General features: G+C 71.1%; 19 protein-coding genes and 1 riboswitch. Of the genes, 13 read left to right on the forward strand and 6 right to left on the reverse strand.

The genetic code is table 11. The features are described 5' to 3' along the window. Together nadA and ACFVTR_RS15760 are read right to left on the reverse strand one after the other, a co-directional pair. Complete coding sequence (gene nadA, locus ACFVTR_RS15755) at positions 1 to 1,338, reverse strand: quinolinate synthase NadA (protein WP_387038811.1); 1,338 nt, start codon at positions 1,336 to 1,338, stop codon at positions 1 to 3. Further along, complete coding sequence (locus ACFVTR_RS15760; protein ID WP_376947416.1) at positions 1,335 to 2,042, reverse strand: NUDIX domain-containing protein; 708 nt, start codon at positions 2,040 to 2,042, stop codon at positions 1,335 to 1,337. The genes nadA and ACFVTR_RS15760 overlap by 4 nt, the downstream gene beginning before the upstream one ends. 208 nt (positions 2,043 to 2,250) lie before the next feature. Here ACFVTR_RS15760 and ACFVTR_RS15765 point away from each other — a divergent pair, with 208 nt between their 5' ends. Next, a complete protein-coding gene (locus tag ACFVTR_RS15765; protein ID WP_387038813.1) occupies positions 2,251 to 2,775 on the forward strand; it encodes a DUF6220 domain-containing protein in 525 nt (174 codons plus the stop codon). A gap of 34 nt (positions 2,776 to 2,809) precedes the next feature. Next, positions 2,810 to 4,819, forward strand: coding sequence for a multicopper oxidase family protein (locus ACFVTR_RS15770; protein WP_387038815.1), 2,010 nt, complete (start codon positions 2,810 to 2,812; stop codon positions 4,817 to 4,819). A gap of 14 nt (positions 4,820 to 4,833) precedes the next feature. Here the strand turns inward: ACFVTR_RS15770 and ACFVTR_RS15775 are convergent, their stop codons facing one another. Beyond that, positions 4,834 to 8,205: a hypothetical protein gene (locus ACFVTR_RS15775; RefSeq protein ID WP_387038817.1), complete on the reverse strand. Its 3,372-nt coding sequence runs from the start codon at positions 8,203 to 8,205 to the stop codon at positions 4,834 to 4,836. Between the two features lie 167 nt (positions 8,206 to 8,372). Then, a riboswitch (glycine riboswitch) is annotated at positions 8,373 to 8,476 on the forward strand. Positions 8,477 to 8,656: 180 nt separating this feature from the next. Between ACFVTR_RS15775 and gcvT the strand changes: the two genes are divergently transcribed. The 3 genes from gcvT (at position 8,657) to gcvP (ending at position 13,175) form a co-directional block, all read left to right on the forward strand. Beyond that, positions 8,657 to 9,832: a glycine cleavage system aminomethyltransferase GcvT gene (gcvT, locus tag ACFVTR_RS15780; RefSeq protein WP_387038818.1), complete on the forward strand. Its 1,176-nt coding sequence runs from the start codon at positions 8,657 to 8,659 to the stop codon at positions 9,830 to 9,832. A gap of 70 nt (positions 9,833 to 9,902) precedes the next feature. Next, positions 9,903 to 10,274 (forward strand): glycine cleavage system protein GcvH, encoded by a 372-nt coding sequence (gcvH, locus tag ACFVTR_RS15785; protein WP_376947426.1) that lies wholly within the window; start codon positions 9,903 to 9,905, stop codon positions 10,272 to 10,274. Positions 10,275 to 10,286: 12 nt separating this feature from the next. Beyond that, the gene (gene gcvP / locus ACFVTR_RS15790; RefSeq protein WP_387038820.1) at positions 10,287 to 13,175 is read left to right on the forward strand and encodes an aminomethyl-transferring glycine dehydrogenase; all 2,889 of its coding nucleotides are present in this window, start codon (positions 10,287 to 10,289) and stop codon (positions 13,173 to 13,175) included. A 24-nt stretch (positions 13,176 to 13,199) separates the two neighbouring features. Here the strand turns inward: gcvP and ACFVTR_RS15795 are convergent, their stop codons facing one another. Further along, a complete protein-coding gene (locus ACFVTR_RS15795; protein ID WP_387038821.1) occupies positions 13,200 to 13,715 on the reverse strand; it encodes a DUF2231 domain-containing protein in 516 nt (171 codons plus the stop codon). A 101-nt stretch (positions 13,716 to 13,816) separates the two neighbouring features. On the opposite strand from ACFVTR_RS15795, the gene ACFVTR_RS15800 reads away from it, so the two are divergent. The 3 genes from ACFVTR_RS15800 to ACFVTR_RS15810 all read left to right on the forward strand — a co-directional run bounded on the left by ACFVTR_RS15800 (position 13,817) and on the right by ACFVTR_RS15810 (position 15,639). Continuing rightward, a complete protein-coding gene (locus tag ACFVTR_RS15800) occupies positions 13,817 to 14,323 on the forward strand; it encodes a sigma-70 family RNA polymerase sigma factor (protein WP_376947432.1) in 507 nt (168 codons plus the stop codon). Next, positions 14,320 to 15,018: an anti-sigma factor family protein gene (locus tag ACFVTR_RS15805; protein ID WP_387038823.1), complete on the forward strand. Its 699-nt coding sequence runs from the start codon at positions 14,320 to 14,322 to the stop codon at positions 15,016 to 15,018. The genes ACFVTR_RS15800 and ACFVTR_RS15805 overlap by 4 nt, the downstream gene beginning before the upstream one ends. A 111-nt stretch (positions 15,019 to 15,129) precedes the next feature. Then, entirely contained in the window at positions 15,130 to 15,639 is a 510-nt protein-coding gene (locus tag ACFVTR_RS15810; RefSeq protein ID WP_387038824.1) for a hypothetical protein, read from the forward strand. A gap of 12 nt (positions 15,640 to 15,651) precedes the next feature. On the opposite strand, the gene ACFVTR_RS15815 is transcribed toward ACFVTR_RS15810, so the two are convergent. After that, positions 15,652 to 15,912: a hypothetical protein gene (locus tag ACFVTR_RS15815; RefSeq protein WP_387038825.1), complete on the reverse strand. Its 261-nt coding sequence runs from the start codon at positions 15,910 to 15,912 to the stop codon at positions 15,652 to 15,654. 127 nt (positions 15,913 to 16,039) lie between these two features. On the opposite strand from ACFVTR_RS15815, the gene ACFVTR_RS15820 reads away from it, so the two are divergent. Beyond that, complete coding sequence (locus ACFVTR_RS15820; protein ID WP_387038827.1) at positions 16,040 to 16,534, forward strand: hypothetical protein; 495 nt, start codon at positions 16,040 to 16,042, stop codon at positions 16,532 to 16,534. Here the strand turns inward: ACFVTR_RS15820 and ACFVTR_RS15825 are convergent. Next, complete coding sequence (locus ACFVTR_RS15825; RefSeq protein WP_387038829.1) at positions 16,473 to 17,237, reverse strand: CPBP family intramembrane glutamic endopeptidase; 765 nt, start codon at positions 17,235 to 17,237, stop codon at positions 16,473 to 16,475. The genes ACFVTR_RS15820 and ACFVTR_RS15825 overlap by 62 nt on opposite strands. A 207-nt stretch (positions 17,238 to 17,444) precedes the next feature. Between ACFVTR_RS15825 and ACFVTR_RS15830 the strand changes: the two genes are divergently transcribed. The 4 genes from ACFVTR_RS15830 to ACFVTR_RS15845 all read left to right on the forward strand — a co-directional run bounded on the left by ACFVTR_RS15830 (position 17,445) and on the right by ACFVTR_RS15845 (position 22,798). After that, complete coding sequence (locus tag ACFVTR_RS15830; RefSeq protein WP_387038831.1) at positions 17,445 to 19,067, forward strand: ABC transporter substrate-binding protein; 1,623 nt, start codon at positions 17,445 to 17,447, stop codon at positions 19,065 to 19,067. Between the two features lie 137 nt (positions 19,068 to 19,204). Further along, positions 19,205 to 20,131, forward strand: coding sequence for an ABC transporter permease (locus tag ACFVTR_RS15835; protein ID WP_376947446.1), 927 nt, complete (start codon positions 19,205 to 19,207; stop codon positions 20,129 to 20,131). After that, the gene (locus ACFVTR_RS15840; protein WP_387038832.1) at positions 20,124 to 21,083 is read left to right on the forward strand and encodes an ABC transporter permease; all 960 of its coding nucleotides are present in this window, start codon (positions 20,124 to 20,126) and stop codon (positions 21,081 to 21,083) included. The genes ACFVTR_RS15835 and ACFVTR_RS15840 overlap by 8 nt, the downstream gene beginning before the upstream one ends. Next, a complete protein-coding gene (locus ACFVTR_RS15845) occupies positions 21,080 to 22,798 on the forward strand; it encodes a dipeptide ABC transporter ATP-binding protein (RefSeq protein WP_387038833.1) in 1,719 nt (572 codons plus the stop codon). Before ACFVTR_RS15840 ends, ACFVTR_RS15845 begins: the two co-directional genes overlap by 4 nt. The last annotated feature ends 152 nt before the right edge of the window (positions 22,799 to 22,950 follow it).

A 22,950-nucleotide genomic window follows, 5' to 3' on the forward strand; every position in this document is an offset into this window, starting at 1 on the left:
TCAGGCTCCGACGGGTGCGGTCGCCGGTGCGGGCGGCTTCGCCGCGAGCATGCGCTCGAGGGCGAGGCGCGCGGGCTCGGCGACGTCGGCCGGCACCTGGATGCGGTTGACGACGCGTCCGGCGACGAGCTCCTCGAGCACCCAGGCGAGGTAGCCGGGGTGGATCCGGTACATCGTGGAGCACGGGCACACGACGGGGTCGAGGCAGAAGATCTCGTGCTCGGGGTGCTCGGCCGCGAGGCGCTGCACGAGGTTGATCTCGGTGCCGATCGCGAAGGTCGACCCGGCGGGGGCGGCCTGGATGGCCTTCACGATGAAGTCGGTCGACCCCGCGGCATCCGCGGCGTCGACGACGGGCATCGGGCACTCGGGGTGCACGATGACCTGCACGTCGGGGTGCGACGCGCGCGCGGCGGCGATCTGGTCGACCGTGAAGCGCTTGTGCACCGAGCAGAAGCCGTGCCAGAGGATGACCTTCGCCTCGACGAGCTCGTCGGACGAGGAGCCGCCGAGCGGTTTCCGCGGGTTCCACATGGGCATCTGCTCGAGCGGCACGCCCATCGCCTTCGCCGTGTTGCGGCCGAGGTGCTGGTCGGGGAAGAAGAGCACCCGCTGCCCCCGCTCGAACGCCTGCTCGAGCACGACGCGCGCGTTCGACGAGGTGCAGACGATGCCGCCGTGCCGGCCGACGAAGCCCTTGAGCGCCGCCGAGGAGTTCATGTACGTGACCGGGATGACCGGCACCCGCCCCGTGGCATCCACCGCGTCGAGGTCGCCGTAGACCTCGGCGAGCTGCTCCCAGCACTCCTCGACCGAGCTCTCGTCGGCCATGTCGGCCATCGAGCAGCCGGCGGCGAGGTTCGGCAGGATGACCGCCTGCTCGGGGCCCGAGAGGAGGTCGGCGGTCTCGGCCATGAAGTGCACGCCGCAGAACACGATCGCCTCGGCGTCGGGGCGGGTGAGCGCCGCGTTCGCGAGCTGGAACGAGTCGCCCACGAAGTCGGCGTGCTCGACGACCTCGTCGCGCTGGTAGAAGTGGCCGAGCACGACGACGCGGTCGCCGAGCGTCGCCTTCGCGGCGCGGATGCGCGCGTGCAGCTCGTCGTCGCTCGCGAGCCGGTAGGCCTCGGGCAGGGCGCCCTGGCGGGGGGAACCCGTCGGGATGACGTCGCCCATCGAGGCGCCCGGGCCGTAGCCGGCGGGGCCGGCGTCGAACTCCCAGGGGCCGGCCGCGAGCTCGGGCGCGCAGCTCGCGCCCTCGGTCGCGCCCGCGGCGATGAGCTTCAGACTGCGGTCGACGGATGCCGCGCGGCGGACGTCGGGGCTCGTGATGGTCATGAGGCGGGCCTCTCGCTCTGGAACGGTTCTCTGGCCTCGGCCGTGCGGGTGGCCGAGGGGTCGTAGCGGTACAGCTTCGGGGGGCGGTGCGCCGCGCCGGCGAGGAGCTCGCCGGTCTCGCGGAGCCGTCCGGAGGCGATCATCGTGCGGCGGAAGTTCGCCGGGTCGAGCGGTCGCTGGAGGACCGCCTCGTAGACCTCGCGGAGTTCGGCGAGCGTGAACGTGCCGCCGAGGAACGCGTGCGCGATCTCGGTGTACTCGACCTTCGTGCGCAGCCGCCAGAGCGCGTACTCGACGATGCGGTTGTGGTCGAACGCGAGGCCGGGCAGCGTGTCGGCGGGCACCCAGCGCACGTTCGGGCCGGCGACGGCGCGCGCCGCCTCGTCGCTCTGCACGAGCGCCCAGTAGACGACGGAGACGACGCGGGCGTCGGGGGAGCGGTCGACCTCGCCGAAGGTGTAGAGCTGCTCGAGGTACTTGGGTGCGAGTCCGGTGGTCGCGCGCAGGGTGCGGGCGGCAGCGACCTCGAGCTCCTCGTTGACGGGGAGCCAGCCGCCGGGCAGTGCCCAGAGGCCGAGCTGGGGCTCGCGGGTGCGGCGGACGAGCGGGGTCCAGAGCACGGGCCGGCCGGCGGCGTCGGGGCGCAGCGCGAAGATCACCGTCGAGACGGCGAGCCTGGTCGGTGCGTCGAGCTGGTGCGGCATCCCCGATCCTTCCTCCTGTGCGTCCTCCGCGCTTCGAGTCAGCATGACTCGAAGTGCGATCGACGTCAGCTTACAGTCATGATGACCAGAAGGCGAACTCGGGGAACGCGCTGAGCGGGGATCCGTGCCGCCACTGATGCCGCGCCGAACGGCCGACGGTCACGATGGGGCATCCCGAACCCGATCGCCCTGGAAGCGAGGCGCCGTAATGCGCAAGCTCTATCTCACCGTCACGATCCTCTTCGCCGCCGGCGTCATGCTGCAGCTCTACCTGGCCGCGGTCGGCGTCTTCTCCGACCCCGAAGACGAGCTCTTCGCGATCCACGGCACCACCGGCCGCATCGTGCTGCCGATCCTCGCCCTGCTGCTGATCATCACCGCAGCCCTCGCCAAGGCCGGCAAGCGCACCGTCTGGCTGTCCGCGCTGCCGCTCGCCCTGCTCCTCGTGCAGACGCTGCTGTTCATCCTCACCGGCGTCGTCTTCGGCCTCGGCCCCGACGACCACACCGCGCCGCCGCTCGGCGCGACGCTCATGGTCTCGCTGCACGGACTCAACGGCGCGATCATCCTCATCACGGCGATCGTGCTCGTCGGCCGGGCCCGCAAGCTCGTCCGCGAAGGCCGCCCCGGTTCGACGGCGGTCGAGAGCGGTGCGGATGCCTCCGCGCCCACCTCGGCCGTGACGACCGAACCGACCGTCGACGCCGCCGCGGACCCCGCGGCGAGCCGCTGAGCGCGCCGATCACGATCACGGTGAGGAGGGCGCGATGACCACCGCCGCCCTCCTCGCCGTGTACGCGGTCGCAATCCTCGCCGCCGCCGGTGCGCAGCTCGCCGCCGGATTCGTCGCCGCAGGCGCCGCCCACCCGCCGAACGCCCGCGAACGGCGGCTCGTCGTCGGGCTCGTCGCGGGGGCCGCCCTCGCCGTGCTCGTCGCGACGCTCGCCGCGCTGCTCCTCGCCTCGCGCGGGTGGTGGTTCACCGGCGAGAAACTCCTCGTGGCGCTGCCATTCACCGCGGTCGGCGTCGGCTGCGCGATCGTCGGCCTCGTGCGCTGGCGCCGCGAACCCGTCGCTCCGGGCCCCCGCGTGCTCCTCCTCGGCGGCGGACTCGCCGTCACCGCCGGTGCCGTCGCGTCCTGGATCATCGGATACCCGCCGTCGCCCGTCGCCACCGCACTCCTCGCGGTGCTCGTGCTGCTCGGCACCGGGCTCGCCTGGGCGGTGCTCGCCCGCCGCGGTCGCCGCGCGATCGCCGGGTTCGCCGGCATCGCCGCGATCGTGCTCGCCGGATCGATCGGCTGGGTGTGGCTCGCCGACACGGCCGCGCCGTCGATCGAGGCCTCGGCCGCGCACGCCCACGCCGACGGCGAGCCCGGCGCCGACCCGGCCGACCCCGAGGGCGGGACGGGCGGCGAGGCATCCGCCGCGGTCTCGGTCGACGAACTCCGCACCCCCGACACGGTCGACGCCCCGGTGCTCGGCATCGAACTCGTCGCCGCGCACCGCGAGTTCACCCTGTCGAGCGGCACCCAGGTCGAGGCGTGGTCGTTCGGCGATCGGCTGCCCGGTCCCGAGATCAGGGTGACCGAGGGCGACCTCGTCGAGGCGACGCTGCGCAACCGCGACATCGACGACGGCGTCACGCTGCACTGGCACGGCGTCGACGTGCCGAACGGCGAGGACGGGGTGGCCGGCGTCACCCAGGACGCGGTCATGCCGGGCGGCGAGTTCGTGTCGCGCTTCATCGCCGACACCGCGGGCACCTACTGGTACCACACGCATCAGGTCTCGTCCGAGGGTGTGCGGCGAGGGCTCTACGGCATGCTCGTCGTCGAACCCGTGGGCGGGGTCGCCGAGGCGCTCGACCTCGCGGTCCCGGTGCACACGATCGGCGGCGCCGTCCTCCTCGGCGGCGACGACGGCGAACAGGTGCAGGTGGTCGAACCCGGCACCGCCGTGCGGCTCCGCGTCGCGAACACCGACCGCACGCCGCTGCGCGTCGCGGTGGGCGGCGCACCGTTCCGCGTCGTGGCGGTCGACGGACGGGACCTCGCGGGCGGCCGCGACGTGACGGGCGAGTCCGTCAGGCTCGGCGCCGGGGCGCGCGCCGACCTCGTCTTCGCCATGCCCGACGGCGAGGTGCGCTTCGGCGTCGATGCGTCGGGCGACTCGGCGCTCGTGTTCCGGCCGAGGACGGGCGTCGTTCCGGCCGCGGGATCCGCCGGCCCCGGCGCCGGCCCAGGGGCATCCGCGCTCGCCCCCGCCGAACTGCCCGAGCTCGACCTTCTCGCCTACGGCCGGCCGTCGGCGACGCCGGGCGAGGTGCCCGCCGAGTTCGGCGAGGTCACCGCCACCGCAGAACTCGTGCTCGACCGCATGCCCCGATTCGTCGGCGGCGCGCCGAACTACGCGTACACCGTGAACGGCCGCGTGTTCCCGCACATCGAGCCCATCGAGGTCGACGAGGGCGACGTCGTGCGGCTCACGATCGCGAACCGCGGATTCGAGGTGCACCCGATGCACGTGCACGGCCACCACGTGCTCGTGCTCTCGCGCGACGGCGAACCTGCTCGCGGGGCGCCGCTCTGGCTCGACACCGTCGACGTGCGCCCCGGCGAGGTGTGGGAGGTGCTCCTCGTCGCCGACAACCCGGGCATCTGGATGGACCACTGTCACGACCTCGAGCACGCCGCCGCGGGCATGATGATGAGCCTCGCCTACCGCGGCGTCGTGACGCCCTTCGAGCACGACGCGCACGGCAACCGCCCCGAGTGATCCCGGGGCACGACTCAGTCGCCGGCGCAGCGCCCGTTCGGCATCACGGCGAGGAGGCGCGCGAGGCCGGCGTACCCGCCCGACACGACCGTCGGTTCGTCGTACCGGCACACGGCATCGCTCGCGATCGCGGCGTCGAAGCGCGCCCGGCTGAGGTCGGAGAGGGCCCAGCCGAGCGGAGGCACGACACCCGGCGTGGAGTCGGGAGCGACGACCACGGTGCCGCCGGGCAGCACCTCGTCGCCGTGCAGCCAGCCGAGGGATTTCTCGCAGGTCTCACCCTCGGGGCCGTCGGGGCATGCCCCGGCCGCCGCCAGCGTGATCCGCTGGATCCACGAGTCCTCGGCGGTCAGATTGGTCTTGGCCGCCCCGCCGGTGATGGGCACGAGGGGCTCCGACTCCGCCCGCGCGACGTCCTCGGCGAGGTCGTAGCCCTGGGTGTTGCGCAGGTACACGAGCGTCGGCAGCAGCCAGGGCTCGCCCTCGACCCGCTCGCCGTTGTGCTCGGCGATCTTCTGGGAGATCAGCGGCGAGAGGTCGGCGAGCGCGGCGAGCGAGGTCGGCTCGACATAACCCCCGTCGACGAACTGGGCGCCCTTGGCGACGTCGCACCGGCCGGCACCGGGAAGGCCGCCGGTGGGCGTGATGATGGCGAATCGCGCCGACAGCATGACCGCCGTCGACCAGTCGAGCGACATCAGGCACTCCGAGATCGCCTCGGGGTCGCTCTCCTCGTTCACCTGCAGGTCGCGGAACCCGAGCATCGAGGGGTTGCCGCCGACCGCCTCGCAGTCGGACGCCTGATCGACCAGCGAGGACGCGACCCCGGCCTCGGCCGCCGCCTCGGACACGAAGGGCGCCTGGTCGACGAGCAGGCGGCATCGGGACACGACATCGGTCGAGCTCAGGATGAGCGATCCCGTGAGCGGCGAGATCTCGGGCGAGAACTGCTCGGCGAGCGTCGGCGAGCCGCGCTCCCAGAGCGCCTCGACGAACGCGGCACGGTCTCGCCAGCGCCACTGCACGGGGTCGTCGGACTCGGGGCCGAGTTCGAGGAACGAGGGGATGCGCACGCCGGTGCCCGCGGCGAACGCGTCGCCCACGGTGAGTCCGAGCACCGCGGTCGAGACGACGTCGGGTCCGGAGGTCTTGCGGGCGGCCTCGAGGATCGCCGAGCGCTCATCTGCACGGAACTCGTCGTCCATGGCCGATTCGGCCGCCGAGGCGGGGTCGTCGAGGTCGTCGAGGGATCCCACCCGGTCGGCATCGATCGTCGAGGCGATCGCGAGCCCGAGGGAGCCGCCGCTGATGCCGTTGGCGACGAGTCCCGAGGTCGCGGCGCAGCCGTCGAGCTCGGCGAGCGCCGCCGCGGTCCAGTAGGCGGCGCGGATGCCTCCGCCTTCGGCGGCGATGAGGAACACGGGGCGGACGGTGACCGGCTCGTCGCCCTCGTTCGGAGACAGGCCGAGGTCCTCGGTGATGTCGATCGCGCAGTCGTCGTGCTGGAGTGCGTCGAGCCGTTCGTCGATCGTGGTGGGGAGCCCGCTCGTGACCTGCGCCGCTCCGTCGTTCGAGACCTGCACGGCGTGCAGCGCCGAGTCGGCGGCGATCGACGACACCACGATGTTCACCACGAACGGCACGAGGAACCCGAGGGTGAGGACGGGCGGCGCCTTCAGCCCGAGCCACCGGAACGGCGCGATGAGCTCGCGCGGTTGCACGATGAGCGTGAACGCGCCGAACACCGTCACCCACGCGGAGATCGCGAGGAGGGCGGCGGCGACGCTTCCGATGCCCCACCCGAGCCAGCTCGGCACGACGAGGGCGAGCGCGAGCACGGTCGCGCCGACGATGAACGCGATCCACTCGACGGCGCCGGCGTCGGCGACCTCGACGACCGGTCGCCCGTCGGAGTCGACCTCCACGGCGCCGGCGCCGTCCGCCGCGTCGTCGGATCCGGCCGCGCTCGCCGGGGACTTCGCGGCCTTCACCGTCGTCGTCGCGGCCGAGACCGGGTCGAGGGCGGCTCCGCCCCAGTTCAGGCGGCGCATGCGCGTCAGGAGGCGCGGCGCTCCGACGGCGACCGCCGAGCCGAGCAGCACGACCGGCACCGACCAGATGAACGTCGAGGGCACGCCGGGATCGATACCGAGGACGAACGGGATGAAGAAGGACCGGACGACGCCGATCGAGCCGACGGCGATCACCAGCACGGCGAGCGCGTCGCCGACGATCCAGGCCGCCGCGGCACGCTCCGGGTCGTAGTCCAGCCGATCCTCGCGAGGTGCGTCCTTCGCCGGGTGGAAGACGGCGGCGAGCACCGGCACCGCGCCGGTGATGACGAACACGCTGAGGAAGGTCGGGAGATGGATGCCGATCGGCCCGCCGGTCGCGAGCCCGACGACGAGCGCGACGAGACCGGCGGCGAGCACGATCCCGGGCGCGATGCACCACGGTGCGGCCGCGTCCCGGCGGCGCTCGGGCCGACGCCGGTGCAGTCGGAGGACCCGGACCTCGACCATGAGCCGGGTGCGTCGACGACCGAGGACGAAGTTCACGAGCGCCGTGGCGAGCAGGGCGACGCCCGCCCACATGGCGTGGGTCCAGCCGAAGCGGTCGGCCCACTGCCGTTGGACATCGGGCAGCTGGTCGAGCAGGTCGGATGCGGGGATGCAGGACAGGACCGCGATCACGGCGATCGCGAGCGTCGCGAGGCGGTGCACCCAGATCGCTTCCATGAGCCGCGCGAACCGCGGGCGCAGGGCCGCCCGGTAGTCGGGCAGGCGCAGGATCGCGACGACGAGCACGACGAGGGCGACGACCTTGAAGAGCGTCGGGATGATCATCACCATGCCGGCCCCGGCCGCGACGGCCGCCGACCCGGCCATCACGCCGCCGCCCGCGACGATCTGCGCCGCGTTCTCGGCCACTTCGCTCACGAGGTACACGGCGAGGGCGACCTCGGGCACTCGACGCGGCCGGCCCTCGACCACGCCGATGGCACGCCGAGCGAGCTTGATGATCGCGAGCACCAGGGCGAAGTCGATCACCGCCGAGGCGATGATCCAGAACCCCAGTTCGACGTGGAGCGGCGCCTCGGCCCAGCGCGACCAGCTGTCGCCCTGCGTGACCGAGAGCGGGGTCAGCAGGACGTTGAGGGAGTGGCTGCGGCCGTCCGAACCGGGCACGCTCGTGATCAGCCGGTCGAGCTCGCCGAGCACGACCGCCACGAGCGACGCGGCCACGAGCCATGACAGCAACGAGCCCGCGCCCTGCCATCGCGCGTCGAGCCTCGACGGTGCGAATGCGGGGTCGGCGAGCCCCTGGGCCGCCGACTCCCCGCGCTCGGGCGTCGACGCGCGCGTCGGTGCTGTCTGCTGCGACACTTCGGCCTCCAACGAAGCAACCCCCCGGACGGTCCGAGCCTAGCCCCGTCTCCACCGGCGGTGTAGCCCCCGCACGCGGGGCATCGCCGAGCCTCCGGTGCCCGCACCGTCGCGGCCGCACGACTGCGCCGCTGCTAGGATCACGGTACAACCTCATACCGGGCCATCGACGCGTCGCGGGAGAGCCGGCAGCACTGCTCGAAGAGCAGCGCCGGCACCGAAGGAGCAAGCCTCCCTGCCAATCTCTCAGGTCTCACACCGCGACGACGAGGCCACTCTGAAAAGTGCTCCCGCACGAGATCGACGAATCTCCGCGGGGCCGCCCACGGTGAAAGCGCGTCAACGCGTGAAACTCTCAGGCTCATGACAGAGGGGGAGTTCTCATGCGGCATCCGCCGCACGAATCGCGACCGCGCGCACTGCACCCGCAGCCGCCAGTCAAGGAGAACTCGTGACGAACGACCCCGGTACCACCGCCCCCGCCGAGGAGCGCCTCAGCCCGCTCGACGCCGTGCACCGCGCCGCGGGCGCGAGCTTCACCGACTTCGCCGGCTGGCAGATGCCGGTGCGCTACTCGAGCGACCTCGCCGAGCACCACGCCGTGCGCACCACCTCGGGCATCTTCGACCTCTCCCACATGGGCGAGATCGTGCTGATCGGCCCGCAGGCGGCCGCGGCGCTCGACTTCGCGCTCGCCGGCAAGCTCTCGGCGATCGAGATCGGCCAGGCGAAGTACTCGCTGCTGCTCGCCGAGGACGGCGGCATCATCGACGACCTCGTGGTGTATCGCACCGGTGAGGACCGCTACATGGTCGTGGCCAACGCGTCGAACGCGGCGGTCGTCGCCGACGAGCTGCGCACCCGCGCCGAGGGCTTCGACACCGTCGTCTCCGACGAGAGCGACGACGTCGCCCTCGTCGCGCTGCAGGGCCCCGACGCCCGCGCCGTGCTGCTCGAGACCCCCGGGTTCGGCGTCGACGGCCCCGGCAACGACGCGGAGGACTTCGACGCGCAGATCGCCGCGCTGAAGTACTACCGCGCGTTCCCCGCCACCTTCGAGGGCCAGCCGGTGCTCGTCGCCCGCACCGGCTACACCGGAGAAGACGGCTTCGAGCTCTACGTCGCCCCCGAGCGCGCGGCGCGCCTCTGGGAGGCGCTCGTCGAGACCGGCGGACCGCGCGTCGTGCCGTGCGGGCTCGCGAGCCGCGACACCCTCCGCCTCGAGGCGGGCATGCCCCTCTACGGGCACGAGCTCAGCCGCGACATCCTGCCCGTGCAGGCCGGCCTCGGCCGCGTCGTCGCCCTCGCGAAGGAGGGCGACTTCATCGGTCGCGCCGCCATCGAGCAGGGCCCCGTCGCGGATGCCCCGGTGCTCGTCGGTCTCGCGGCCGAGGGCCGCCGGGCGCCCCGCGCCGACTACGAGGTCTTCGACGGCGACGGGGCCGACGCGGCCCGCGTCGGCGTCGTGACGAGCGGCGCGCTCTCGCCGACGCTCGGCCACCCCGTCGCGATGGCCCTCGTGAGCCCCGCGCTCGCCGAGGCCGGCACCCAGCTGTTCGTCGACGTCCGCGGCACCCGCATCCCCGCCGCCGTCGTGGCGCTGCCGTTCTACAAGCGCACTTCCTGATCCCGGCGCCGCACGGCCCCGACGGCCGGCGGCGCGAACCCCGAGTCATCCACACCACAAGGAGCACCCCATGACCGACCTCAACGCACTGCACTACACCGAAGAGCACGAGTGGATCGCGATCGACGGCGACGTCGCCACGATCGGCATCACCGACTACGCCGCCGAGAAGCTCGGCGACGTCGTCTACGTCGACCTGCCCGCCGCGGGCACCGCCATCACCGAGGGCACCGTCGTCGGCGAGATCGAGTCGACGAAGTCGGTCGGCGAGCTCTTCGCCCCGGTCAACGGCGAGGTCGTCGAGGCGAACCAGGCCGTCGTCGACACCCCCGAGCTCGTGAACAGCGACCCCTTCGGCGAGGGTTGGCTGCTGAAGGTCTCGACCTCGAGCCTGCCGAAGCTGCTCACGCGCGACGAGTACACCGCCCTCACCGGCGAGTAAGGACCCGACCCGATGACCACGCCCTCCTCCGCCTTCGACCTCGACGCCTTCGGGCGCCGCCACATCGGCACCACCCCGAGCGACCACGCGCTCATGCTCGCCGAGCTCGGCTACGACTCGCTCGAAGGGCTCATGTCGGCGGCGGTCCCGTCGTCGATCCGCATGGGGGAGGTGCTGAACTCCGCGATCCCCGCTGCGGCGACCGAGCGCGAGGCGCTCGCCGAGCTCGCCGCGCTGGCCTCGCAGAACACCGTGCGCACGCCCATGATCGGCCTCGGCTACTACGGCACGATCACCCCCGCGGTGATCCAGCGCAACGTGCTCGAGAACCCGAGCTGGTACACGGCCTACACGCCGTACCAGCCCGAGATCAGCCAGGGACGCCTCGAGGCGCTCATCAACTTCCAGACGATGGTCGAGAACCTCACGGGCCTCGACATCGCCAACGCCTCGATGCTCGACGAGGGCACCGCGGTCGTCGAGGGCATGCTCCTGGCCCGCCGCGGCTCGAAGTCGAAGTCGAACCGCTTCGTCGTCGACGCCGACGCACTGCCGCAGACGAAGGCGCTGCTCGTCTCGCGCGCCGAGGCCGTCGGCATCGAGCTCGTCGAGGCCCCGCTCTCAGACGGCACGGACGTCGCCGCCCTCGGCGAGCACTTCGGCGTCTTCGTGCAGTACCCGGGCGCCTCGGGGCGGGTCTGGAACCCGGCGGAGGTCATCGCGGCCTCGAAGGCGCAGGGCGCCCTCGCCGTGGTCGCCGCCGACCTGCTCGCGCTCTCGCTCATCACGAGCCCCGGCGAGCTCGGCGCCGACGTCGCCGTCGGCACCTCGCAGCGGTTCGGCGTGCCGATGGGCTTCGGCGGTCCGCACGCCGGCTACATGGCGGTGCGCAAGGGCCTCGAGCGGCAGATGCCGGGTCGTCTGGTCGGCGTTTCGCAGGACGCCGCGGGCCACCCCGCGTACCGGCTCAGCCTGCAGGCGCGCGAGCAGCACATCCGTCGCGAGAAGGCGACCTCGAACATCTGCACCGCGCAGGTGCTCCTCGCCGTGATGGCCTCGATGTACGCGGTCTACCACGGGCCCCGCGGCATCCGCGCCATCGCCACCCAGACCGCCGGAAAGGCGAGGCTGCTCGCCGGCTGGCTCGAGGACCTGGGGCAGCGCGTCGCGCACGACGCGTACTTCGACACGCTGAGCGTGCACGTGCCCGGCCTCGCGAAGAACGTCGTGGCGCGCGGGCGCGAGCTCGGCGTGCTGCTGTGGGAGGCCGACGAGGCGACTGTCCAGGTCTCGGTCGACGAGACGACGACGCTCGACGAGCTGCACAAGGTCGCGCAGGCCTTCGGCGGACCCGAGGAGCGCGAGCTCGACGGCCCGATCACCGAGACGGCGATCCCCGAGGCGCTCCGCCGCACGAGCCCGTACCTCGAGCACCCGGTGTTCAACACGCACCACTCCGAGACGCAGATGATGCGCTACCTCAAGCAGCTCGCCGACCGCGACTACGCGCTCGACCGCGGCATGATCCCGCTCGGCTCCTGCACGATGAAGCTCAACGCGGCCACCGAGATGCAGGCCGTCACCTGGCCGGCCTTCGCGAACCTGCACCCGTTCGCGCCCGAGGCCGACGTCGTCGGCTCGCTCGGCCTCGTCGAGCAGCTCGAGTCGTGGCTCGCCGAGGTCACCGGCTACGACACCGTCTCGCTGCAGCCGAACGCGGGCAGCCAGGGCGAGCTCGCGGGCCTGCTCGCGATCCGCGGCTACCACCTCGCCAACGGCGAGGGCGAGCGCGACGTGTGCCTCATCCCGTCGAGCGCGCACGGCACGAACGCGGCCTCGGCCGTGCTCGCCGGCATGCGCGTCGTCGTCGTCGCGACCGATGAGCTCGGCAACGTCGACCTCGACGACCTGCGCGCGAAGATCGCCGAGCACGCGGCATCCATCTCGGCCCTCATGATCACGTACCCGTCGACGCACGGCGTGTACGAGCACGAGGTCAAGCAGATCACGCAGGCCGTGCACGACGCCGGCGGCCAGGTCTACGTCGACGGTGCGAACCTCAACGCGCTCCTCGGCTACTCGCGCTTCGGCGACTTCGGCGGCGACGTCTCGCACCTGAACCTGCACAAGACGTTCTGCATCCCGCACGGCGGCGGCGGCCCGGGCGTCGGCCCGGTGGCGGCGAAGGCGCACCTCGCGCCCTACCTGCCCGGACACCCGATGGCGCAGCGCGCCGACCACGCCGGCGGCTTCGTGCACGGCGGCGGACCGGTCTCGGCTGCACCGTACGGCAGCCCGTCGATCCTGCCGATCTCGTGGGCGTACGTGCGCATGATGGGCTCGGAGGGCCTCAAGCAGGCGACCGCCTCGGCGGTGCTCGCGGCGAACTTCGTCGCCTCGCGCCTGCGCGAGCACTTCCCGGTGCTCTACACGGGCGACAACGGGCTGGTCGCGCACGAGTGCATCCTCGACCTGCGCCCGCTGACGGCCGAGACGGGCGTGAGCGTCGACGACGTGGCCAAGCGCCTCATCGACTACGGCTTCCACGCGCCGACGATGTCGTTCCCCGTCGCGGGCACGCTCATGGTCGAGCCGACCGAGTCGGAGGACCTGGCCGAGCTCGAGCGCTTCGTCGAGGCGATGGTCGCGATCAAGGCCGAGGCCGACGCCGTCGGGCGCGGCGAGTGGCCCGCCGACGACAACCCGCTGCGCAACGCCCCGCACACCGCCGAGTCGGTCATCGCGGGGGAGTGGGAGCACCCCTACACCCGTGAGCAGGCCGTCTACCCGGTGCGCTCGCTCGTGCGCAACAAGTACTGGGCCCCGGTGCGGCGCATCGACCAGGCGTACGGCGACCGCAACCTCGTGTGCGCCTGCCCGCCGGTCGAGGCCTTCGCGTAGGCCTGCCGGCTCGCTCGAGGCGCGTCAGCTCGGGAGCCCGCCCCACACGGCGCGGGCTCCCGAGTCGCCGATGAGCACGAGCAGCACCATCGTGCCCGCCGCCACCACGACGGATGCCGCGGCGAGCGCGACCCGGACGGCTCTCGCCGCGCCGGGGGACGTGCGGCGCACCCGTTCGTCGGCGAACCGGAACCACGCCCACTGTCCGGCGGCGACGACGAAGAGGGCGATCACCCAGGGCAGGAGCATCTCGCCGAACTGCTGATGCCGCGCCACGGCGGGAATCGGCCCGAGGCGCTCCGCGAGCGAGCGCCCGGCGAGGACGGTGATCGGCACGAGCGCGAGCACGACGGCCGCGCCGAGCGCCGTGACGATGCCGAGGCGACGCCTTGCCCGCGGCCAGAACGCGCCGAGCAGCAGGGCGAGTACCGTGAGCGGGGTGAGCACGACCACCGCGTGCACGATGAGCGGGTGCAGAGGCAGGCCCGCGACCTGGAAGAGGTCCTCCGCGGCGAGCGGCCCGAGTTTCGAGGGATCCATGCCGAGAACACGTCGTGCACGGCCCTCCGGTTCACCGCTGCCGCGAGTTGAACCAATCGCCGCCCCCTCTCGTTCTCCCTGCAGAGGACAGGAGGTGGCGGATGCCGCTCGATGACGACCGTCGGCTGGTCGCGCTCTACGAGGCGCACGGGCCGTCCGTCTGGAGGTACGTGGTGCACCTCACCGGCGATGCCGCCGGCGCCGACGACATCGTGCAGGAGACGCTGCTGCGCGCCTGGCGGAGCCCCCGCATCCTGGCCCAGGAGCCGGCCTCCACGCGATCGTGGATGATCACGGTGGCCCGCAACCTCGTCATCGACGAGGCGCGCAGCGCCCGCCGGCGGCACGAGATCGGGGTCGCCGAGACGCCAGAGCGGCTCGCCGACGACGCGACCGACGCGCTGTTCGAGAGCCTGCTGGTCGAAGAGGCGCTGGTGACGCTGAGCCTCGAGCACCGCGCGGTGATCGTGCACGCCTACTACGGCGGATGCAGCGTCGCCGAGGTCGCGCGTCGGCTCGGCATCCCTGAGGGTACGGTGAAGTCCCGGCTGCATTACGGGCTTCGGGCGCTGCGGCTGGCGCTGCAGGAGAAAGGGGTGACGCGATGAACCCGGATCACGCGCGCTTCGCGGACTGGGACTCGGCCTACGTGCTGGGCGCGCTGTCGCCTGCCGAGCGCGCCGAGTACGAGCAGCACCTCGAGGGCTGCGAACGGTGCCGGCGCGCTGTCGCCGAGCTCGCCCCGATGCCCGGGCTGCTCACGCGGCTCGACCCCGAGCGCGCCTACGCCCTCCTGGGGGACGGTGACGCCGAACCGGTCGCGGCCCCGCGCGACGACCTCCTCGACGTGGTCCGACTGGAGGCCCATCGTCGTCGACGACGGGCCCGCACCTGGTGGATCGCGTCCGCCGCGGCGGCCGTGCTCGTCGTCGCCGCGATCGCCGTGCCGCTCGGGATCGCCCGGTCGCCGATCGCCGGCGAGTCGGTGGCGTTCGAGTCCGTCGCCGAGGTGCCGCTCTCCGCGACGGCGACGCTCACCCAGGTCGACTGGGGCACGAGGATCGAGCTCGACTGCCGGTACGCCGACGCCGAGGCATCCGATGCCCCGCCGGAGGGCTGGCCGTACGCGCTGGTGGTCGTGGGCCGCGACGGCGAGCGCACGGATGTCTCGACCTGGCGTGCGAGCCCCGGCACCGCCGCACGCCTGTCGGCTGGAGCTGCGCTCGACGTCGACGACATCGCCTCGCTCGAGATCCGTGCGATCGGCAGCGGCGAGGTGCTCATGCGGAGCGCCTTCGAGTGATCCGGCGCACCGGTCGGAGCACGTCGCACCGGCGGTGAACGATTCCGGGTTCCGTCTCGTGCTTCTGGAGAGGCCGCATTCGCGGCCGATCGGATGAGAGAAGGACTTCGCATGAAGCTGCGCATCACCACAGGACTGGCCGCGTTGGGGCTCGTCGTCGCCCTGGCGGGCTGCTCGGCGCCGGGCTCGGGCGACTCGGGCGACACCGGCTACGGCGGTGGGACCTCGACCGAGACCGAGGCGCCCGACACCGGGGCCGCCACGTCGGGAGCGCTCCTCACCACCGCCGACTCCGACCTCGGCGAGATCGTCGTCGACGGGGAGGGCATGACCGTCTACATGTTCGACACCGACACCCAGGGCGGCGACGCGAGCAGCTGCGAGGGGCAGTGCGCCACGAACTGGCCCGCCGTGACGACCGACAGCGACACCCCCGAGGTCGAGGGCGTCACGGGAGAGATCGGCACCATCACCGGCGTCGACGGTTCGATGCAGCTGACCCTCGACGGCTGGCCGCTCTACACCTTCGCCGGCGACAGCGCCGAGGGCGACACGAACGGCCAGGGCGTCAACGGCGTCTGGTGGGTGCTGAGCCCCGCCGGGGAGAAGATCGGCGGCTGACGACGACCACGACTACGCGGGGCGCGGTGCCGCATGGCGACCGCGTTCCGCGTAGCCGCGCCGGGCGCTCTGCGCGGCGACGAGTTCGGCGCGGCGGGCCGCGACGCGCTCCTGCGCTTCGCGGATCTCCGTCTCGGTCGTGCGGAAGCGGCGGTCGGTTGCGCGGGCCGCGAGGTGGCCCGCGGCGAAAGCTGCGGCGAGGTGCATGGTTCCGTTCCATCGGTCGATCCCGGCGATGCCGGCGAGAGGCCCTCGGGTCGAGGGTGCCTCCATGCTCGCGAGCGTGGAGGATCGACGGATCAGGGCGACCCCGTGGGCTTCCCCCGGGAGTACACTGAGGTTCACTCGGAAATCTCGCCGGTGGCGGTTTCCGACGACCGTTCGCACGAGGAGGTGCGGTATGCCGAGCATCGACGTGATCGCGGGAATCGCGTTCATCGTGACCTTCATCGCCGTGAGCATCGCGACGGCCGACACGGCCGGGCTCGAGCAGCGCCTGCGCCGCCGGGGGAGCGTCGCCGAATCGGCCCAGGCCATGCGCCACGCCCAGGAGGTCATGGACTTCGCCCGCGGCGGCTACCTCGGCGTGGTCTGCACGCCGAGCCGTCGGGCCCTGCATCTCGGCGGCGACCTCGACGTCGAGACGCCGACGCCGACGGAGCCGCCGCGCGCCGACACGGTCGCGGCCGCGGTCGTGGTCGCGGTCGAGCGCCCCTCGCCCGAGCCGCCCGCCCGTCCCGCGGCGGACGCCCGGCACCTCGTCGCCTACCGGCGTCGGCCGCGCCGACGGCTCGCGCGGGGCATCCGCCTGCTCCTCACCGCGAGGTCGGGGATCACTCCGCCGGGGGCGCGAAGAGCGTCGGCCACCACGCGACCGCCAGGGGATAGCCGATGAACGACACCATGTCGAGCACCCAGTGCGCGACGACGAGAGGCATCGTGCGCCCCCAGCGCTGGTAGCACCAGCCGAACACGACGCCCATCAGGGCGTTTCCGACGAACGGCCCGAAGCCCTGGTACAGGTGGTACGTGCCGCGCAGCAGCGCGCTCGAGACGATCGTCGCCCACGGGCCGACGCCGAGTTCGCGGAGGCGCGTGAAGAGGTACCCGACGACGATCACCTCCTCGACGAGCGCCGCCTTCAGCGCCGCGAGCACGAGGATCGGGATCGTCCACCAGTGGGTGTCGAGCGGTGACGGCACGACGGTGACGGTCACGCCCGCGGCTCGCCCGATCGCGTAGAGCGCGAGCCCGGGCACACCGATGACGGCGACGAGCGCGAGGCCGGATGCCACGTCGCGACCCGGTCTCGTGAAGTCGAGGCCGATGCGTCGGAAGGGACTTCCACCGGGCCGCCAGAGCAGGTAGAGCACGAGCGCCACGACGAAGAGACCGAAGAACACGTCGAGGAACTGGTAGGTGAGGTCGAGCCACTCGCGGCTCGCCCGCGACTGGTTGATCGCGGCCGACTGCTCGGCCAGCGGGCGGTCGTCGGTGACCCGCGCGATGATCGAGACGATCGAGTACACGGCCGATGCGCCCAGCGAGAGGCCGAGCACGATCGCGAGCTCGATTCGCAGTCGTCGTGCATCGGGCATGCTGCAATCCTCGCATGCGGGGCTCTCGCGCAACGATCGTGCGTGATCACGGCGTTCCGTGTCGCTCCCGATGACACTAGGTTGCGCATCGGTAACGGTTTCCGTCTCGACTTTGCTTCTCAGGGAACGATTCGTAGTCTTGCACCACGAAGCGCACAGTGCGGTCACGAGCCGCTCTGCCCCCGCGCACATCTCACAGGAGGAACATTGAAGATCAAGAGAATCGGCGTTGCAGCCATTGCTCTTGCTGCAGCCGGCGCACTGGTGCTCACCGGTTGCACGAGCGGCGGCGGAACCGAGGCCACCTCGCCCGCCGGTGACCCTGACGCGATCATCACGACGAACGGCTCCGAGCCGCAGAACCCGCTGATCCCGACCAACACCACCGAGACCGGTGGCGGCAAGATCATCACGTCGCTCTTCGCGGGCCTCGTTTCGTACACCGCCGAAGGTGAGATCGAGAACGACGTCGCCGAGTCGATCGAGTCCGAGGACTCGCAGCACTGGACGGTCAAGCTGAAGGAAGGCCAGACCTTCACCGACGGCTCCGACGTCACCGCGAACTCGTTCGTCGACGCGTGGAACTACGGCGCGCTCTTCAGCAACGCGCAGGGCTCGTCGTACTTCTTCGACAACATCGAGGGCTTCTCCTACGAGGCCGACTCGGAGCTCACGGGTCTCAAGGTCGTCGACGACCTGACCTTCGAGGTCACCCTCACCGCGCCCGAGGCCGACTGGCCGCTGCGTCTGGGCTACTCGGCCTACTCGCCGCTGCCCGAGGTCGCCTTCGACGACATGGAGGCCTTCGGCGAGAACCCCATCGGCAACGGCCCGTACATGCTGGCCGAAGAGGGCGCCTGGGTTCACGAGGAGCGCATCGACCTCGTGACCAACCCCGACTACGACGGCGTTCGCAAGCCCGCCAACGGCGGCCTCTCGATCGTCTTCTACGCCTCGCAGGACTCGGCCTACGCCGACGTCCAGGCGGGCAACCTCGACGTCCTCGACGCCGTGCCCGACTCGGCGTTCGAGACCTACGAGGACGAGTTCGGCGACCGCGCGGTCAACCAGCCGGCAGCCATCTTCCAGGGCTTCAACATGCCGTACTACCTCGAGCACTGGAGCGGCGAAGAGGGCGAGCTCCGTCGCGCCGCCATCTCGATGGCGATCAACCGCGACGAGATCACCGACGTGATCTTCCAGGGCACCCGTACCCCGGCGACCGACTACACCTCGCCGGTCATCGCGGGCTGGACCGACAAGCTCGAGGGCGCTGAGGTCCTCGAGTTCAACCCGGACGAGGCCAAGAAGCTCTGGGCCGAGGCCGACGCGATCGCCCCGTACGGCGACACCGTCTTCGACCTCGCGTACAACGCCGACGGCGGCCACCAGGCCTGGGTCGACGCGGTCGTGAACTCGATCGCCAACACCCTCGGCATCCAGGCCGTTGGCAAGCCCTACCCGACGTTCGCTGCGGCCCTCGACGACCGCACCAACGACAAGCTGACCGGTGGCACGCGCGCCGGCTGGCAGGGCGACTACCCCTCGATGTACAACTTCCTCGCCCCGCTCTACCAGACCGGTGCCGGATCGAACTACGAGGACTACTCCAGCGAAGAGTTCGACAACCTCCTCAAGGAGGGCGCTGTCGCCGCTTCGGTCGAGGACGCGACCGCGATCTACCAGCAGGCTCAGGAAGTCCTGCTGAAGGACCTGCCCGCGATCCCGCTGTGGTACTCGAACGTGACCGGCGTTTCCGCCGACACGGTCGACAACGTGGTGTTCGGCTGGGACTCGGTCCCGCTCTACACTCAGATCACCAAGGGATAATCTAAGGCGTCACCTCGCCTATAATCCCGTCTAGCATGATGTCCGGGGCGGCAACGCCCCGGACATCATGCTGATATCCGATCGATTCTGTGATTGCGGCCCAAAATGCTCTCAGCACTACACCCTGAGGAGCGCTGATGCTCTGGTACACCGGAAAGCGCCTCCTCCAAATCATCCCCGTGCTCCTCGGAGCCACCTTCCTCATCTACTTCATGGTCTTCGCCATGCCGGGCGACCCGATCGCGGCGCTCTACGGCGACCGTCCGCCGGCCCCCGGCGTGATCGACCAGATCCGCGAGCAGTACCACCTGAACGATCCGTTCATCGTGCAGTACTTCTACTACCTGCTCGGGATCTTCCAGGGCGACTTCGGCGTGACCTACTCTGGTCAGCCGGTCAATGAGGTGCTCGCACGCACCTTCCCGGTGACGATCCGCCTCGCCCTCCTCGCGATCTTCTTCGAGATGGTCGCCGGCATCACCGTCGGCCTCATCAGCGGTCTGCGCAAGGGCGGCATCTTCGATGCGACCGGCCTCGCGGTGAGCCTCGTGCTCATCTCGCTGCCGATCTTCGTGATCGCCTTCGTCGCCCAGTACTTCATGGGCATCCAGTGGGGCTGGTTCAGTCCGACCGTCGGCACCGGAGCCCCGCTCGAAGACCTGATCCTGCCGGCCATCGTGCTCGCGACGATCAGCTTCGCCCAGATCGTGCGATTGACGCGTTCCTCGGTCATCGAGACCTCCGGCCTCGACTTCGTCCGTACCGCGTACAGCAAGGGGCTCACGCGACGACGCGTCGTCCCCGTGCACATCCTCCGCAACTCGCTGATCCCGGTGGTCACCTACCTCGGCACCGACTTCGGCACGCTGCTCGTGGGCGCGACCATCACGGAGGGCATCTTCAACGTGCCCGGCGTCGGTCGCACCCTCTATCAGGCGGTCATCCGAGGCGAAGGCCCCACGGTCGTGTCCTTCGTGACGATCATGGTGCTCCTCTACCTCATCGTGAACCTCCTGATCGACCTTCTGTACGCCGTGCTCGACCCGAGGATCCGCTATGCCTGACACGTCTTCATCGAAACCCCGCATCGAGCACTACGTCGCTCCGCTCGAGGAGACGCCGCTCGAAGCCATCGACTCCATCAAGGCCGAGGGCAAGCCGTCGAACCTCTGGATCGACGCCTGGGCCGACCTGCGTCGTCGTCCGATGTTCTGGATCTCGTCCGCGCTGATCCTGCTCATCGTCTTCGTGGCGCTCTTCCCGGGCCTGTTCACGAACGAGTCGCCCAGCGAGGGCTGCCTGCTCGCGAACAGCAACGGCGCCCCCGTCCCCGGGCACCCGCTCGGGTTCACCCGCCAGGGTTGCGACGTGTTCGCGCGCATCGTCTACGGCGCCGGCACCTCGCTGGCGGTCGGCATCATCGTGACCGTCCTCGTGTTCACCCTCGGCGTGCTCTTCGGTGCGTTCGCGGGCTACTACGGCGGCTGGGTCGACGGAGTGCTCTCGCGCCTCGGCGACATCTTCTTCTCGATCCCCTACATCCTCGCCGCCGTCGTCATCATGTCGGTGCTCGCGAACTACCGCAACGTGTGGGTCATCTCCCTCGCGATCGGCATCTTCGCCTGGCCCGCGACAGCACGTGTGCTGAGATCCGAGATCCTGCGGGTCAAGAACTCCGACTTCGTCACCGCCGCCACGGCGATCGGCGTGTCGCGGTTCAAGATCATGTGGGCCCACGTCGTGCCGAACTCGATCGCGCCGGTCATCGTGATCGCGACGATCTCGCTCGCGGGTGCGATCGTCGCCGAGGCGTCGCTCTCGTTCCTCGGCGTGGGGCTCCCCTCGAGCATCATGTCGTGGGGCAATGACATCGCCCAGGCGCAGACGACGCTCCGCACCGCTCCGCAGGTGCTGATCTACCCGTCGATCGCGCTTTCCCTGACCGTGTTCTCGTTCATCATGCTCGGTGAAGTCATTCGAGACGCACTCGACCCGAAGGCGAGGGCACAGCGATGAGCACCCCCCTGCTCCAAGTCAAAGACCTCGAGGTCGCATTCCGCACCCAGACCGGCCTCGTGCAGGCGGTCCGCGGTGTGAGCTTCACGCTCGAGCGCGGCTCCAGCCTCGCGATCGTCGGCGAGTCGGGCTCGGGCAAGTCGACGACCGCGCACGCGATCATCAACCTGCTCCCGGGCACCGGCCACATCTCGGGCGGGCAGATCCTGCTCGACGGGCAGGACCTGGCCAAGGCTCCGCAGAAGGAGATGGAGGAGATCCGCGGTCGCAAGATCGGGTTCGTCCCCCAGGACCCGATGTCGAACCTGAACCCCGTGTGGTCGATCGGCTTCCAGGTCGAGGAGGCGATCCGTGCGAACGGCATCGCCAGCGGCCGCAAGGAGGTCAAGCAGCGCGCGATCCAGGTGCTGAAGGAGGCCGGCCTGCACGACGCCGACCGGCGCCTCAAGCAGTTCCCGCACCAGTTCTCGGGCGGCATGCGCCAGCGTGTGCTCATCGGCATGGGCCTCGCGGCGAACCCGCAGCTCCTGATCGCCGACGAGCCCACCTCGGCGCTCGACGTGACGGTGCAGCGGGTCATCCTCGACCACCTCGAGTCGCTCACCCGCGAACTCGGCACGACGCTGCTGTTCATCACGCACGACCTCGGCCTCGCGGCCGAGCGCGCCGAGCAGCTCCTCGTCATGTACAAGGGCCAGGTCGTCGAGTCGGGCCCGTCCGCGCAGATCCTGCAGAACCCGCAGCACCCGTACACGCAGCGCCTCGTCGCCGCCGCCCCGAGCCTCGCCTCGCGGCGGATCCAGGCGACGGGCAGCATCGCGGCGGCCGAGTCCTCCATCGCGGCCGACGCCTCGGCGGCGGCCGGTGACACGATCGACCTGCTCGCGACGGCCGAGGCCCGCGCCGAGGCGCTCGAGGCCGCGGCGTCGCAGCCGCCGGCGATCGTGGTCGAGAACCTCACGAAGGTCTTCAAGATCCGCGGTTCGGGCGACTTCACCGCGGTCGACGACGTCTCGTTCCAGATCCCCAAGGGCACCACCATGGCGCTCGTGGGCGAGTCCGGTTCGGGCAAGTCGACCGTCGCGAAGATGCTCCTGAAGCTGGAGGACGCGACGAGCGGCAAGATCGTCGTCGGCGGTCACGATCTCGCGAGCGTGAGCAGCAAGGAGATGTTCGGTCTCCGCAGCCGCATGCAGCCGGTCTTCCAGGACCCGTACGGCTCGCTGAACCCGCTGCGCAACATCGGCAACACGATCGCCGAGCCGCTCACGACGCACAAGATCGGCACGGCCAAGTCGCGTCGCGACCGCGTGTTCGAGCTGCTCGACCAGGTGTCGCTGCCGCGCACGCTGGTGAGCCGCTACCCGAACGAGCTCTCGGGCGGCCAGCGCCAGCGCATCGCCATCGCGCGTGCGCTCGCGCTCAAGCCCGAGATCGTCATCCTCGACGAGGCGGTCTCCGCACTCGACGTGCTCGTGCAGGCGCAGATCCTGCGTCTGCTCGCCGAGCTGCAGGCCGAGCTCAACCTGACGTACCTCTTCATCACCCACGACCTCGCGGTCGTGCGCGTCATCGCCGACAACGTCTGCGTGATGCAGAAGGGTCGCATCGTCGAGGCGGCGACCACCGACGAGGTGTTCGACAACCCCAAGGAGCAGTACACCCGCGACCTGCTCGCGGCGATCCCGGGCGCGAACATCAAGCTCGGGGCGTAGCTCCGCACGTCCAGAACGCCCGGCATCCGACCCACGGATGCCGGGCGTTCGGCATTCACCCGGGTGCGCACGGTAGGATTGCTTGGCGCGAACCGTCGATTCACGGTCGTCCGCGCTCCCACAGACTCCCATCCAGCGCATCCGCGGCGCCC

The sequence above is a fragment of the Agromyces sp. NPDC058126 genome, assembly GCF_042884595.1.
GTDB lineage: Bacteria > Actinomycetota > Actinomycetes > Actinomycetales > Microbacteriaceae > Agromyces.